Origin of the sequence: Neobacillus paridis, from assembly GCF_016765675.1 — a bacterium.
Taxonomy (GTDB): Bacteria; Bacillota; Bacilli; order Bacillales; family Cytobacillaceae; genus Neobacillus; species Neobacillus paridis.
Window position 1 is genome coordinate 24,297 of the sequence record NZ_JAESWB010000284.1, and the last position, 14,138, is coordinate 38,434.

The 14,138-nt window shown below is 42.3% G+C and carries 16 protein-coding genes and 1 rRNA gene; 1 reads left to right on the forward strand and 16 read right to left on the reverse strand.

The window, feature by feature from the left end; translation table 11 throughout:
* Positions 1–44: 44 nt before the first annotated feature.
* The 5 genes from rsmA to metG form a co-directional block, all read right to left on the reverse strand.
* Complete coding sequence (gene rsmA, locus JK635_RS18780; RefSeq protein ID WP_202655477.1) at positions 45–923, reverse strand: 16S rRNA (adenine(1518)-N(6)/adenine(1519)-N(6))-dimethyltransferase RsmA; 879 nt, start codon at positions 921–923, stop codon at positions 45–47.
* A complete protein-coding gene (gene rnmV, locus JK635_RS18785) occupies positions 916–1,479 on the reverse strand; it encodes a ribonuclease M5 (RefSeq protein ID WP_202655478.1) in 564 nt (187 codons plus the stop codon). The genes rsmA and rnmV overlap by 8 nt, the downstream gene beginning before the upstream one ends.
* A 161-nt stretch (positions 1,480–1,640) precedes the next feature.
* On the reverse strand, positions 1,641–2,795 hold the full coding sequence (locus JK635_RS18790) for a G5 and 3D domain-containing protein (RefSeq protein ID WP_306792969.1): 1,155 nt from the start codon (positions 2,793–2,795) through the stop codon (positions 1,641–1,643).
* A 261-nt stretch (positions 2,796–3,056) separates the two neighbouring features.
* Positions 3,057–3,824 (reverse strand): TatD family hydrolase, encoded by a 768-nt coding sequence (locus JK635_RS18795; protein ID WP_202655480.1) that lies wholly within the window; start codon positions 3,822–3,824, stop codon positions 3,057–3,059.
* A 165-nt stretch (positions 3,825–3,989) separates the two neighbouring features.
* A complete protein-coding gene (gene metG / locus JK635_RS18800; RefSeq protein WP_202655494.1) occupies positions 3,990–5,954 on the reverse strand; it encodes a methionine--tRNA ligase in 1,965 nt (654 codons plus the stop codon).
* A gap of 502 nt (positions 5,955–6,456) precedes the next feature.
* On the opposite strand from metG, the gene abrB reads away from it, so the two are divergent.
* Positions 6,457–6,741: a transition state genes transcriptional regulator AbrB gene (gene abrB / locus JK635_RS18805; protein ID WP_202655481.1), complete on the forward strand. Its 285-nt coding sequence runs from the start codon at positions 6,457–6,459 to the stop codon at positions 6,739–6,741.
* Between the two features lie 54 nt (positions 6,742–6,795).
* Here the strand turns inward: abrB and rsmI are convergent, their stop codons facing one another.
* From rsmI to rrf, 11 genes are all read right to left on the reverse strand, one after another.
* Positions 6,796–7,671, reverse strand: a complete 876-nt coding sequence (rsmI, locus tag JK635_RS18810; protein WP_202655495.1) for a 16S rRNA (cytidine(1402)-2'-O)-methyltransferase — start codon at positions 7,669–7,671, stop codon at positions 6,796–6,798.
* Complete coding sequence (locus JK635_RS18815) at positions 7,649–7,936, reverse strand: GIY-YIG nuclease family protein (protein WP_202655482.1); 288 nt, start codon at positions 7,934–7,936, stop codon at positions 7,649–7,651. Before JK635_RS18815 ends, rsmI begins: the two co-directional genes overlap by 23 nt.
* Positions 7,923–8,666 (reverse strand): tRNA1(Val) (adenine(37)-N6)-methyltransferase, encoded by a 744-nt coding sequence (locus JK635_RS18820; protein WP_308077492.1) that lies wholly within the window; start codon positions 8,664–8,666, stop codon positions 7,923–7,925. The genes JK635_RS18815 and JK635_RS18820 overlap by 14 nt, the downstream gene beginning before the upstream one ends.
* 95 nt (positions 8,667–8,761) lie before the next feature.
* Complete coding sequence (gene yabA / locus JK635_RS18825) at positions 8,762–9,157, reverse strand: DNA replication initiation control protein YabA (RefSeq protein ID WP_202655484.1); 396 nt, start codon at positions 9,155–9,157, stop codon at positions 8,762–8,764.
* A gap of 13 nt (positions 9,158–9,170) precedes the next feature.
* Positions 9,171–9,998: a PSP1 domain-containing protein gene (locus JK635_RS18830; RefSeq protein ID WP_202655485.1), complete on the reverse strand. Its 828-nt coding sequence runs from the start codon at positions 9,996–9,998 to the stop codon at positions 9,171–9,173.
* Positions 9,991–10,998, reverse strand: a complete 1,008-nt coding sequence (gene holB, locus JK635_RS18835; RefSeq protein ID WP_202655486.1) for a DNA polymerase III subunit delta' — start codon at positions 10,996–10,998, stop codon at positions 9,991–9,993. Before holB ends, JK635_RS18830 begins: the two co-directional genes overlap by 8 nt.
* A 19-nt stretch (positions 10,999–11,017) precedes the next feature.
* Positions 11,018–11,347 carry a cyclic di-AMP receptor DarA gene (gene darA / locus JK635_RS18840; protein WP_202655487.1) on the reverse strand — a complete coding sequence of 110 codons (330 nt, stop codon included), beginning with the start codon at positions 11,345–11,347 and terminating at the stop codon, positions 11,018–11,020.
* 100 nt (positions 11,348–11,447) lie between these two features.
* Positions 11,448–12,071, reverse strand: coding sequence for a dTMP kinase (gene tmk, locus JK635_RS18845; protein WP_202655488.1), 624 nt, complete (start codon positions 12,069–12,071; stop codon positions 11,448–11,450).
* Between the two features lie 28 nt (positions 12,072–12,099).
* Positions 12,100–13,539: an aminotransferase class I/II-fold pyridoxal phosphate-dependent enzyme gene (locus JK635_RS18850; protein WP_235888218.1), complete on the reverse strand. Its 1,440-nt coding sequence runs from the start codon at positions 13,537–13,539 to the stop codon at positions 12,100–12,102.
* 104 nt (positions 13,540–13,643) lie between these two features.
* Positions 13,644–13,847 carry a sigma factor G inhibitor Gin gene (locus JK635_RS18855; protein ID WP_374049103.1) on the reverse strand — a complete coding sequence of 68 codons (204 nt, stop codon included), beginning with the start codon at positions 13,845–13,847 and terminating at the stop codon, positions 13,644–13,646.
* 183 nt (positions 13,848–14,030) lie between these two features.
* A 5S ribosomal RNA gene (rrf, locus tag JK635_RS18860) occupies positions 14,031–14,138 on the reverse strand; the annotation flags it as partial.

Sequence of the window (14,138 nt, forward strand, 5' to 3'; positions counted from 1 at the left end):
GATGTCCGTGTGAAATTTGCAAAAAAAATAGACCCGCACAGGGTCTAGTGAAAATAATGATACAATTCATCACTTAAACGGGCAAATTCTGCTAATGACAGTGTCTCGCCTCGTCGCGACGGTTCAATCCCGCTTGTTTCCAATGCTGAAAGAATCTCTCCCTTCTTTCGTTTGCCGTCAGCAAGCTGGCTTGTTAAGTTATTTAATAAGGTTTTCCTTCTTTGGGCAAAGCACGCCTTCGTCACTTGGAAAAAGAACTGCTCATCCTTTACCTTGACGGCAGGAGATTCCCTTTTAGTCAGCCTGATGACAGCTGAATCTACATTGGGCTGGGGTACAAATACGGTTTTCGGTACAATCATCACCGTCTCTGCTTCCGTATAGTACTGCACCGCAATCGAGAGGGAACCATAATCTTTTGTTCCCGGTACGGCTGAGATCCGGTCAGCGACTTCTTTTTGCAGCATACAGACGATACCGCGGATTGGCAGCCGCTCCTCCAACAGCTTCATAATGATTGGCGTTGTCACGTAATAGGGCAAATTCGCAACTACCACAATATCCTCGAATTCGGTGAATTCTTCAGCTATCACCTGCTGCACATCGGCCTTCAACACATCGCTATGAATAACCTTGACATTATCATAAGGTGCTAATGTATCGGCTAAAATCGGTAATAGCCGCTGATCAATTTCAAAAGCTACCACCTTTTTACTCAGGCGGGCAAGCTGCTCTGTCAATGCTCCGATCCCCGGTCCAATTTCAATCGCTCCGGAATGATCGGTTAGCTCAGCAAAACTAACAATCTTTTTTAAAATATTGGTATCAATTAAAAAGTTTTGTCCTAAGCTTTTCTTAAAGGAAAAGCCGTATTTTTCCAAGATTGCCCGTGTTCTCAAAGGGGTGGCAATATCTTTATCCATTTTTTTGTTCCTCCTGACGAACAATCATTAGCGCCTCGATAAATTCCTGTTTGCTGATCTGAAATATCATTAAGCGTTTATGCAGCTGCTTTCCATTTGTATAGCCTATTTTTAACAGTTTCCCTAATTGATTCCGCCGCTCTTTCGCACCTGGTCCGCCAATCAAACCGGCCGTTATTAAATCTTCCTGGGAGATTTCCTCAGCAATTGTTTCCCTCGTGATTTGCGCATTCTTTAATGCCCCTCGAATTGCTTCAGGGGTGGCATGCTCGACACCAACACCCTTTCCACCCTTGGCGAGGGCTTCCTCTTTAGGTAAAAAAGCATGTTTACATCCAGGAACCTGATCCGCAATCGTTTTTCTTATTTTTTCACCAGGATAATCAGGATCGGTAAATATAATCACTCCTCGTGTTTCCTGAGCCCGCTTTACCTTTTCAATTGTTACTTGGTTGACGGCCGACCCATTGGTTTCAATCGTATCGGCGTCAACCGCCCGTTTGACTGCTGTTGTATCATCCTTGCCTTCGACAACAATAATTTCCTGAATACGCATGAATCCTCCAAAAGTCAAAAAAATTTAAAAAATGAAAAAAAGCTGAAACATTTTTGTAATGTTCATCGTCTATATTAACGATACAAATCATATAATCAAGTATAATTAAGTTGAAGAAAAAAGCAAAATGCAGCGGACTGAGCGTCCCCTGCATCATCTCCTTACTGTAAGATTTTTATTTTGACTTTCTTCCTGCCCCAATGGTAGGCCTCAGACTTAGACGGCATGAATAAATCAATTTTATATCCTTTAATTGCACCGCCTGTGTCGGCAGCAACAGCATAGCCGTAGCCTTCAACATACACCTTTGTGCCAAGCGGGATAACCCTTGGGTCCACGGCAATCACTTTTGCATTCGGATTGGCCCGAAGATTAAAGCCGGTTGCTGTCCTTCCGGAACAGCCGTTGCAATACGCTGTATAGGCTGTTGCCGTTACATAATATTCCGTTCCTGTTGTCACTCCGCGGGATACCTGCTGCGTTGTATCCCTCGTTCCAACAGCCAGCACCTGATCTTTTTTCTCGCGTATGACATGCTGCCTGATTAGATTTCTCGAGACCTCTTTGCCATTTTCCAAAACCACTTCGTATTGTTTGGAGATCAGTCCTGGCTTCCCTGGAGTAATGGTTTTTTCTATCCCTTTTGATAGACGATGATCCTTTTTGGTAATCACAGCAAAATCGAGAGGTTCTTCCACTACATCGGTGACTTTTTCGACGCGAATGACATTAACAACGTCACCTTTTTTAATCGTTTCTGTTAACGATGGTTCAACTCGGTCCATTTCAGCTAGTTCAATGCCCTGTTTTGTTAAAAAGTCAGCGACGGTAGTCGAAGTAGACCACACCTTTTTCTTTTTTCCGCCATCAATCAGTTGAAGACGAAAAGCTTTTTTAATGCCGATCCTCATTTTATGCTTGATTGCTGCTTCTGGAATTGGTGTAATCCAATCACGCTCATTCATTTCGATCTTCTGTTCATTTAGAAGCTCAGCCACAGAACCAGCTGTAGTCCAAATCGTTTTTTTCTCGTTGTCCTTGACAATCGTTACCTGTCTCGCTTGCTTCCATATGACATTAAGGTTATCCGTTACCTTATGGTTTGCCTTTGGCTGCAAGTAGTCTTTTGAGTGGGCGGCTACATCCAGCTCATCCAACAATTCACGAACGGTCGCGGCATGGGTTTTGACGATGATTTCTTCACCATTTAAAGTAACCGCAACCGTTTTCTTTGAACCTTCATAAGTGAAAACCCCAAGAGCTGTCAATAAAACTGTGAAACTAGTAAAAGCAATGGCCGCACTCCTCCCACTCAAAGACTTGAAAAACAGGCTTTTCATGTTTTTGAATACGATGAAAAACGCCTCCTTTTCCTGGAGAGATTATCTTGAATCAGACGGTCGACTGTAAATCTTTGCCTTCCTCGCAAAGGTATTTTTAATTATGCATAAGATTTAGAACTTTGCAAAGATAAACTTATCGACATCGTTATCCTATGTGGAAAAGGAGACATGTAGAACTTTTTGTTATTAGAAAAAATTAGGACAAGCTTCCAAGGCATTCGACAAAATGGTTTATCATTTTATGGCGAATAATTTTTTGGCATTTCGGGTAGTTGCTGCGGCAACCTCTTCCAGTGTCAAGCCCTTTATTTCCGCAATTTGCGCCGCTACAAGTCTGACATATCCCGGTTCATTGCGCTTTCCGCGGTATGGGTGAGGCGCTAAATACGGACAATCTGTTTCAATTAAAAGCCTGTCCAATGGGACTTCCGCCGCCACTTCCTTTGGCTTTTTGGCATTCTTAAACGTCACCGGACCTCCCAAGGAAATATAAAAGTTCATTTTGATACACTCTTTTGCCACCTCGGGACTGCTGCTAAAGCAATGCATAATGCCGCCTACTTCCTCAGCCCCTTCTTGCTTGAGGATTTCGATAATATCAGCTGTAGCCTCGCGGTTATGGATGACGATTGGTAGCTTTACTTTTTTAGCAAGCCGAATTTGTTTGCGAAACACCTGTTTTTGGATTTCCTTTGGCGACTTATCCCAATGGTAATCCAGGCCCATTTCTCCTAAGGCAACGACTTTCGGGTGGGAAGCCAATTGTTCAATCCAGTGAAGATCCTCCTCGGTCATATCAATGGCGTCAACCGGGTGCCAGCCAACACAAGCATAAATAAACGCATAGGCCTCTGCCAGTTCCATCGCCTTTTGGATGGTTGGACGATCAAATCCGACCACGACCATATGGGTGACACCCTCATTTTGGGCCCTTTCAATTACATCCTGTAAATCTTCGTGATATTGTTCATCATTTAAATGCGCATGTGTATCAAATAACATTGTGAAAGACTCCTCTTTATGAATTTTTTCCCACCATGTCAAATAAACCAAAAAAAAAAGGAAAAGCCACGAAATTTGTTACACGTGGAACATCGAAATCGAAAGCTGAGCATTTCCTAAAGGAAAGGCGCCTTCATATTCCATAGGCGCCTTCAAGTTTCGAGGTTATTTTACTTTTGCTCCCTTTGGCAAGGTTTGATCCACTGTAGCTAATGCTAACCGACCGTCTTTAGAACCAGCAAGGATCATCCCTTGTGATAACTCTCCGCGCAGCTTCACTGGCTTTAAGTTGGTGATGCAGATGACCTTCCGACCAACCAGTTCTTCAGGTTTATAGTATTGGGCAATTCCGGAAACTACCTGGCGCTTTTCATAGCCAAGGTCAAGCTGCAGCTTTAATAACTTATCTGCCTTTTTCACCGGTTCACATTCAATAACTTCAGCAACACGCAAATCAATCTTCATGAAATCATCAATCGAGATTTCCGCAAGTGCTTCCGGTTTTTCTTCCTGCTTTTCTTCAACCTTGGATGTCTCTTGAGTACCGCCTTGCATTTTGCTTTTGATAAATTCCACTTCATCAGTAATTTCCAGTCTAGGGAATAATGGGGCGCCTTTTTCCACCTTTGTTCCACTTGGAATCACCCCAAAGTTTTCAAGGCTTTCCCATGATTGCAGCGCTTCATCCTGAATCCCCAGCTGTTGAAAGATTCCGCCTGGAGTACGTGTTAAAAATGGCTGTAACAGAATCGCAATGCGTCGTAATGATTCTGCCAAGTGAACCATGACACTGGCAAGCTCCGCTTTTCGCGCTTCATCCTTGGCCAGCATCCACGGCTGTGTTTCATCAATATATTTATTTGTCCTGCTGACCAATTGCCAAATGGCTGTCAAAGCCACGGAGAACTCCATTTTTTCCATAGCTTCTTCATATTTTGCCACCGTTTCCCGATTAACTTGGAGCAGCGACTCATCAAATTCGCTTACGGAGCCGGCGTAATCAGGGATAGTTCCGGCAAAATACTTTTCAATCATGGCAACGGTCCGGTTTAACAGGTTGCCCAGATCATTAGCTAAATCAAAATTAATTCTTTCGACAAAACCTTCAGGAGTAAAGACTCCGTCCGCGCCAAACGGAACTTCCCGCAATAAATAATAACGAAGCGCATCTAACCCATAGCGGTCAATTAAGGTAACAGGGTCAACGACATTCCCCTTTGACTTCGACATTTTGCCGTCCTTCATCAGCAGCCAGCCATGGGCAAATACCTTCTTCGGCAGCGGCAGATCTAAAGCCATCAGCATAATTGGCCAATAAATTGTGTGGAAGCGGACTATTTCCTTTCCTACCAAATGAACATCCGCCGGCCAATACTTCAAATATTTGGCATCATTGTCTGTTCCATAACCCAATGCGGTGATATAATTGGACAGAGCATCGATCCAAACATAGATCACATGCTTTGGATCGCCTGGCACCTTAATTCCCCAATCAAACGTTGTTCGTGAAACAGCCAAGTCCTCAAGCCCCGGTTTAATAAAGTTATTAATCATTTCATTCTTCCGTGACTCCGGCTGAATAAATTCCGGGTTTTCCTCGTAATATTGTAACAGTCTATCTACATACTTACTCATTTTGAAAAAGTACGACTCTTCTCTGACCTTTTCTACCGGACGTCCGCAGTCGGGACAATTGCCATCGACCAGCTGGCGGTCAGTAAAAAAGGATTCACATTGGGTACAATACCAGCCTTCATATTGGTCAAGATAAATATCACCTTGCTCCAGGAGTCTCGCAAAGATCTTTTCAACCACCTGCTTGTGGCGGTCTTGGGTTGTCCGGATAAAATCATCATAGGAAATATCAAGCTTTTGCCACAGTTCTTTAATTCCGCTGACAATCCCATCAACATATTCTTGCGGTGTAATCCCAGCTTCTGCTGCTTTGCGTTGAATTTTTTGTCCGTGCTCATCGGTTCCCGTTAAATACATGACATCATAACCGCGCATCCGCTTATAACGGGCCATTGCATCCCCGGCAACAGTCGTGTACGCATGTCCGATATGTAAATTTCCGCTTGGATAATAAATCGGTGTCGTTAAATAAAAGGTTTTTAACTTTTCCTCCATCATCAATGCCTCCTCAATTTTAAGCCCCATCTTACAAGTATTACCTATTTTTTCTACTTCTTATCAACAAAATATACCGAAAAACATAGCTTTGTGCAAGAAACCCTCTAAGAAAAGAAAAGTGCGATGTTTATGCTGCCGAAGCGTTCCTTGCGGAGCTGGACAATTCTAAAAGCTAATTTTTTTCCTTTTTACACCCACAAAGAATTTTACCATAATCGAAGTGTATAGTTGAAAAAATAATCCCCTTTCTATAAATTTGTCGTTTTATAGCATAATTAATTTGGTAATATTAAAAGAGCAAAGGCTATATTAACGCCCTGAAAATCTTATAAAACTAGCAGTGATCAACTGATAAAAATTTTTCCCTTATTTTTCAAAATTAAATTATTGACGAATTTGGGAAACGCTGGTATTATGAATCTATAAAAAGTTTGTCGAATAATGGCGAATTAATAAAGATACAAATATCATAGTCTAATAGTGAGAGGAGATTAATAAAATGAAATCTACAGGTATTGTTCGTAAAGTTGACGAGTTGGGCCGTGTGGTAATTCCTATCGAATTAAGACGTACTCTTGGCATCGCTGAAAAAGATGCATTAGAAATCTACGTTGATGATGATCGCATTATTTTAAAGAAATATAAGCCAAACATGACTTGTGCGATCACTGGTGAAGTTTCTGATGATAACCTGTCACTTGCCGGCGGTAAAATTATTTTAAGCCGTGAAGGTGCAGAATTATTAATTAAAGAAATCCAAAGCAATTTTGAATTAACAAAATAAAAACCGATTCAGCTAAAAGCTCCAGACCCATGAAGGGTTTGGAGCTTTTTGTTTTTATCGTTGAAGATGATAGGCTTGATAAACCTCTCGTTTGGGCACTCCCCGGTCTTTTGCCGTTAGCTTAATCGCTTCTTTTGAGGTCTGCTTTTTAACGGTAATATAATAATGGACATGTTCTTCAAGCGTTAACTCCGCCCACCAGCTGTCGGTATCTTCCACCTGCTCATTAGAGCCTTCGACAATAAGACAAAATTCGCCCCGAATTTCATCTTGATTGGCCCATTGAATGATTTCTTTAAGGCTACCTCGAATAAATTCTTCAAATTTTTTCGTCAGCTCACGGCACAAAGTGATCTTCCGATTGCCCAAGACCTGTTCCATAAGTGCCAGGGTCTCCTTCAATCGGTGCGGCGATTCATAGAAAATTAACGTCGCTTGCTGCTGCTTTAAACTTTCCAATTGTTTCAGCTTCTCGCGCTTATTGCGATGAAGAAAGCCAAAAAAGTAAAATGGCTGACAGGATAATCCGGAAGCAATCAGTGATGTCAGGGCAGCATTAGCACCCGGCAGCGGTACAACGGTTATTTTTTCATTTATCGCGCTATTGACAAGTTCATAGCCAGGGTCTGAAATCGCCGGCATCCCGGCATCACTGACCAAGGCAATTTTTAATCCATCCTTTAACTTATGGATCAGCTTTTCGCCACTAGATTCCTTATTATGCTCATGGTAACTGACAATCGGGGTTTCAATCTCAAAGTAGTGCAGCAGCTTCATGGTATTCCTAGTATCCTCAGCAGCAATCAAATCGGCTTCCTTTAATATTCTGATTGCCCGGTAGCTGATATCCTCCAGATTTCCAATTGGCGTTGGAACGAGGTACAGGATCCCTTTTTGCTCCTGATTATCAAAGCTCTTCTGCTGCCACATGATCATCACTCGTCTCCCTTAAAATATAGTCCAGTTTTTGTTTGCGTGATAAATGCTTAAACCAATACTCTGCTTTCAGCGCCTCACTTTTGCTTTCATAGCCTTTTGAAAAGGTTAGGGTTACTGGTCCTCTGCCGCGTGTATATTTCGCCCCTTTTCCTTCATTATGAAGCTTTATTCTCCGCTCCAAATTATTCGTATAGCCGCCATAAAGGCTGCCATCAGCACATGTTAGGACATAAAAATAATGTTCATGACTCTCCATATAAAATCTCTCTTACTTCCTTCGTATATTCATTATCTTTATTATAGACAATCAGCGGCTTTTCAATTTTTAACTCGGGACTGCCATCCTTAATCGCCTCAATTAGCAGTGTATTGGCATCCTTCCCTGCCTTCGGATAGACAAACTGCATCCGTTTTGGCTCAAGTCTGTACTTCCGCATTAATGTGATGATGTCAATTAACCTTCCAGGACGATGGACAAAGGCCACTTTGCCACCCTGTCTGACTAAATCACTTGCCACTTTTACAGCATCCTCCAATGTACAAAGAATTTCATGGCGGGCAATGGCGAGATGTTCATTGGGGTTCATTTCACTCTGCGGCGGCGTCGTAAAATAGGGCGGATTGCAGGTGACAACATCATATTTCCCATACCCCAGCTGCCGCGGCATATCCTTTATATCGCCAAGAATCATTTGCAGGCGATTTTCAAGACCATTGTACTCGATACTTCTCACCGCCATATCATAAAGCCGCGGCTGGATTTCGACACCAGTAATGCTGCCCTTCGTCCGTGCACTTAAAAATAACGGAATCACACCATTTCCGCTGCAAAGATCCAACAAATTCCCTTTTTGGATCGGGACATAAACAAACCTTGCCAGCAGCACCGCATCCAGTGAGAAAGCAAATACAGACGGACTTTGAATAATTCGCAAATTTTCAGCTAATAAATAGTCTAAGCGCTCATCATCCTTTAATTTGACCACTTCTACCATCCTTTTTCTCTATTGTCCAGCTCCCAGCGACTAGTAACCAGGCGCTTCCACTATATAAAAATAGAGGCTGCTTCAGCCCCTTCTGGTTATTTCTTATTAAGAAAGGAGAGACAGAACAGGCAATCTCCTTCCTTCCGCAGGCTTCCAAAGTGGAGGTTGCAAATATGAAATCCCTCGTGATACAAGCGAGCGAGATTATCATAGCCTTCTCCTACATCAAACGCCTTGGCCTTAGACGAAAGTGTTGAGGATGCGCCAGCAGAAGGGCCGTGTCCCTTCTGCTTATGGTCTAAAGACCCGCTTTCCTCTTTCTCCGTGATCACATCTAAACGGCGTCTAAGGTGCTCATTTTCCAGCTTTAAATAATGATTCTCTTCCAGTATTTCAGCTAAATGCTGCTTTATTTCTCCGAGCTGCTGATATAGATGGCCAATTTGTGTTTCCATATTACTGACTGACTCGAATATATCCTTCTTATCCACGTCTTCCACCTCATTAATCTGTGGATTGTATCGAAAAGGCACCTTCTTTAATCATTTCATCCAGCGTATATTCCAGGACCCGCTCGTGTTCCAGCAGCTCCACCTGAAGTACCCGCTCTAATATATTTAATCCGACTACTTTGCCGGTACCATTCGGTGTTTCAATGATTTCCCCCAAATCCGGCAATGCTTCTTTGGCTGATTCATATTCATCATTTTCATACTTCAAGCAGCACATCAGCCTGCCGCATAAACCAGAGATCTTCGTAGGATTTAATGATAAATTTTGATCCTTCGCCATTTTAATCGATACAGGATCAAAGTCACCTAAAAAGGTGGAACAGCATAACATTCTGCCACATGGGCCAATTCCGCCCAACATCTTGGCTTCATCGCGAACACCAATTTGCCGCAGCTCAATTCTCGTCCGAAAAATGGCTGCTAAATCCTTTACAAGTTCGCGGAAATCTACCCTTCCATCGGCAGTAAAATAAAAAATAATTTTATTACGATCAAATGTATATTCAACATCTACCAGCTTCATATCCAGCTGATGCTCTTGAACCTTGGCATTACATAATTCGTATGCTTCCATGGCAGCCTGTTTATTTTCCTCAACAATCAATCGATCCTTTTGATCCGCAATTCTTACGACCTTTTTTAATGGGAGGACAACATCGTGTTCCTCCACCTGCTTCCGAGGAATGACCGCCTTGCCATATTCAACGCCGCGTACAGTTTCCACGATGACAAAGTCATCCTTCTCGATTGGGAGGTCTCCAGGATCAAAATAATAGATTTTTCCCGCTTTTTTAAAGCGCACTCCTACAACATCATACAAAAGTAGATCCCTCCTGAATTTTTAACACAAGCTGTTCCATCATCAGCTGAGGATTCATATTGGCATCAAGCTTCCTTTTGGCTTCAAGGATCGCCGACATTGTGTCCGTTAGACGCCGCCTGGATGTAGTTAGGGCAAATTGCTTTAACCGTTCACTTTCTCCCTTAAAAACAATCTGCTCCTCTTTGTCTAATTGTATATATAGTAAATCCTTAAATATAAGAAGTAAAAGATCGAGACCACGGTGAATCTGCTCTTTTTCTTTGAAGTGTTGAAACCAATCACTTTGAAGCATGACCATTGCTTCAAGGGGACCCTTTTTCAATACTTCATATAATTTTACCACTATTTTTTGAGCTTGTGCAAACCATTCATCGACATTTAATTCCAGTGCTTCTTCTAAATTATTCGTGAGCTGTGCCAGCAGTGGTGCTTTTCCCGGCTGAACGCCATTTTCGATTAATTGTTTTACCATGACATTTGGCGACAGTGGCTGGAATGTTAAGATTTGGCATCTGGAGACAATGGTAGGCAGCATGCGTTGGGGCTGTTCGGTTAATAAAAAGGCGACCGTCTGGGTACTTGGTTCCTCTAAAAACTTTAATAAACTATTGGATGCGCTGATACTCATTTTATCAGCATGAACAATTAAGTAGACCTTTTTCGCCGATTCAACCCCTTTTTTGGAAAACTCCGCCTGCAGATTTCTAATTTGCTCAACCTTAATCGATAACCCATCCGGCTCCACCAAATGAACATCGGGATGATTACCGCTATTGATGCGCCGGCAATTATGACAGGTTTCACACGGTTTGTAGCCATCAATTAACGACTCACAAAAAAGAGCCTTGGTAAGCAGCAAACCTATATCCTTTTTTCCTGTTCCCCTTAGTCCCTCAAAAAGGTAAGCATGGGCTACTCTCTGTTTTATTAGACTGTTACGGATCATTCTTAAAACGACAGGCTGCAGCTCCTCTAATTGCTCCCATGTTTTGACCAAACTAATCACTCAATTCATTTTAGAAATGTAGAAATTGCTCAATTGGCAGGACGAATACGGTCGCTCCGCCTACTTCCACTTCAACGGGATATGGGACATAGGAATCGGCATTGCCTCCCATTGGAGAAACGGGTGAAACCAGCTGTTCTCTTGCTCGACAGTTATCCTTAATTATCTCAAGGGCGCGGTCCACACGGACATCTTCCGTACCAATCATAAACGTTGTGTTCCCAGACTTTAAAAAACCACCAGTACTGGCAAGTTTAGTCGCCCGAAAATTATTTTCAACCAAGGCCTTTGATAAACGATTGCTATCTTGGTCCTGAACAACAGCAATAATTAATTTCATTTGTAACACCCTCTCCTCTTTTTCGACTCAAAATTTCCTTTTCTTATATTATATCAGTTTCCCCTTAGGCTTTCGATGAAAAAAAAGCCTTCCATGAAGGCTACAGTATCGCTAATTTTTCCTTGACAAGTTGAAGTGTTTGTTGAAAAACTTCCTCCACCGTACCGGAAGCATCTATTTTCACCATTCTGTTTGGAAAACGTTCCAGCAGGATTTGATACCCTTCCCTTACTCGATGATGGAACTCAAGATCCTCTAAATCCAAGCGATTGATTTCCCGACCTTTGTTTTTATTAATCCGCTTCAACCCTAATACTGGTTCTATATCAAAGTAAATCGTTAACTGTGGCAGCATTTGTTCAATCGCAAATTGGTTGATCTTCCACACTTCATCCATCCCTAAGCCGCGAGCATAGCCTTGATAGGCCAGCGAGCTGTCCACAAAGCGATCGCAGAGGACAATTTTCCCTTCATCCAGCGCCGGCTTCACCCGTTCGATTAAGTGCTGTCGTCTCGCTGCGGCATATAACAGTGCCTCCGTCCGCGGGTCCATAGCCGTGTTATTTTTATCTAAAATCACCCGGCGAATTTGCTCGGCGATATCAATGCCCCCAGGCTCACGAGTTAACAGGGTGTTTTCGAGCTGATTGGCAATCATGCCAATAATGGTCGATTTTCCTGCCCCATCAGGCCCTTCGAATGTTATAAATGTTCCATTTGTCATTTTATTATCCTCCAAACCAGTTCCACTCTTATGCTGTAAATACTTTGATCTGTCCTTCGTGTAATAAAGCTCCGCCTTGAACCCTTGCTCCTGCCTCTAGTAAATGAAACAGTTGTGTCAGCTTCTCCGCGGTAATCAATTCTCCTTGAAAAAGTAATGGAATACCCGGGGGATAAGGAATAATTTGCTCGGCACAAATTTGCCCAACAGATTTAGCAAGTCGTTCTGCCCTTACCGTTAACCCCGCCATCTCCTTATAATCAACCGCTAAGCGAGAAATGTTCGCACCATTTAACGTATAATCCCAAGCCCTTTCTTGTACGCGGCAATCTGCTAAACTATCTGCGACCTTTGCGGCTGCTTCTTCTAAAGGAAATTCTTGTCCAGCTTTTAATAATGGTAAAATGAGCAGCACATTATTTGGGTCGGCTAATTCCGGATAAAGTGATCTCCCTTCTAACCGTTGCTGCAATTCATAGCCATTTAATTCGCATCTTGACTGAATCGTCACCTTTAACAGGTCGCCCTTTGAGGTCGTTGGATAGTCTAATACTTTAATCGCCGAAATATCAGCTAACTGTGCCTTAAAGTGGTCTATTTTCACATATAAATCGCTTAGATCCTGCTGATTGTATGCCGCTAAATACTGCCTGGCTATATCCAAGGAGGCCATAATCGGATAAGATGGACTGCTCGATTGAAATATTTGCAGGTAATGTTCCAGCTTGTCAGATGACAACAGCTGGCTATTAAAATGTAGAAACGATCCCATCGTCATTGCCGGTAGTGTCTTATGCGCTGACTGCACCACCATATCAGCCCCTATACTCACTGCTGATGCTGGGAAGGGATGGCCGACTATCAAATGGGCACCATGAGCCTCATCCACTAGAACAGGAATTTGTTTCTGATGGGCTATATCAATAATTTCCTTGAGGTTATAAACCAGTCCATAATAGTTAGGATAGGTTAAAATAATGGCTCTCGCCTCAGGATATAAGCAAATGGCCTCTTTTATCATATTGACACTTACACCTGCCGCTATCTTCCAATCGATGCTATATTCCGGTTCGATAAATACGGGCTTGGCCTTTGCTAATTGCAGCGCATTTAGCACGGACTTATGACAGTTCCTTTGTACTAAAACAATATCGTCCTCGGAACAAGCTGTCATAATCATCGCCAAATTTCCGCCGGTTGAACCATTTACAAGGAAATAGCTTCTTTTCACCTGAAATAGTTCTGCTAAAAGCTCTTCCGCCTGTAAGATAGCTCCTTCAGGTGCATGCAAATCATCTAACCCTGATAACTCCGTTGCATCCATCTGAAGCAATGCTTTAAAGGTGTCGTAACTATCAGGAAAAACTAAACCATATTTATGTCCAGGAACATGAAAAGAAATTGGTTTTTTACTTATATGATTCACCAAGGCGTTCACTAATGGTAATGTTAATTGCCGATCGATCATGGATTTCAACTTCCCTTTAAGAGTCTAATTAATTTTAACAAAAAAGTGAGTGAGATGCTCCCACTTTCTAATGCAAAAAAATAAAGCCCTTCTTGAGGACTTTGTCAGGAAAAAATTTCTGGGGTTGTTACTTTTTTAAGCTGTTTAAGGAAATATTTATATTTCGGGTTATTTGTATCCGTTTGAATTAACTCATGTTCACAATCTGAGCAAATAAAAGAAGTGTATAGGTGTATTCCTTTCGTTTTTTGATTTTCACAAATCACGCATTTTTCTTCAAACCGCTGAGAAGCTAAATTTGAACTCAAATCCTCCACCTCCATACACTAAGTGTTGCCGGTAAATTGAATTTGTATACAATTTTTTGAATTATCTCTTCCTACTTATCTCCTTGATTATTTTATGTTACATTTTTCATTTGGGTGTATGTCTCTACCTATTTTTTTGACAAAACAAAAAAAGGCAACCTTTACAGATTGTCTTTTTTGTTTGCCCGGCAGCGTCCTACTCTCACAGGGGCGCGTGCCCCAACTACCATCGGCGCTGAGAAGCTTAACTTCCGTGTTCGGTATGGGAACGGGTGTGACCTTCTCGCCATC

Coding starts and splice junctions, on each gene's coding strand:
- JK635_RS18795 (WP_202655480.1), bottom strand. CDS start 3,824: ATGTTATTTGATACACATGCGCATTTAAATGATGAACAATATCACGAA.
- metG (WP_202655494.1), bottom strand. CDS start 5,954: ATGGAGGAAAAGTTAAAAACCTTTTATTTAACGACACCGATTTATTAT.
- rnmV (WP_202655478.1), bottom strand. CDS start 1,479: ATGCGTATTCAGGAAATTATTGTTGTCGAAGGCAAGGATGATACAACA.
- JK635_RS18850 (WP_235888218.1), bottom strand. CDS start 13,539: ATGATCGATCGGCAATTAACATTACCATTAGTGAACGCCTTGGTGAAT.
- darA (WP_202655487.1), bottom strand. CDS start 11,347: ATGAAATTAATTATTGCTGTTGTTCAGGACCAAGATAGCAATCGTTTA.
- tmk (WP_202655488.1), bottom strand. CDS start 12,071: ATGACAAATGGAACATTTATAACATTCGAAGGGCCTGATGGGGCAGGA.
- JK635_RS18815 (WP_202655482.1), bottom strand. CDS start 7,936: ATGGAGAGTCATGAACATTATTTTTATGTCCTAACATGTGCTGATGGC.
- abrB (WP_202655481.1), top strand. CDS start 6,457: ATGAAATCTACAGGTATTGTTCGTAAAGTTGACGAGTTGGGCCGTGTG.
- rsmA (WP_202655477.1), bottom strand. CDS start 923: ATGGATAAAGATATTGCCACCCCTTTGAGAACACGGGCAATCTTGGAA.
- rsmI (WP_202655495.1), bottom strand. CDS start 7,671: ATGTGGCAGCAGAAGAGCTTTGATAATCAGGAGCAAAAAGGGATCCTG.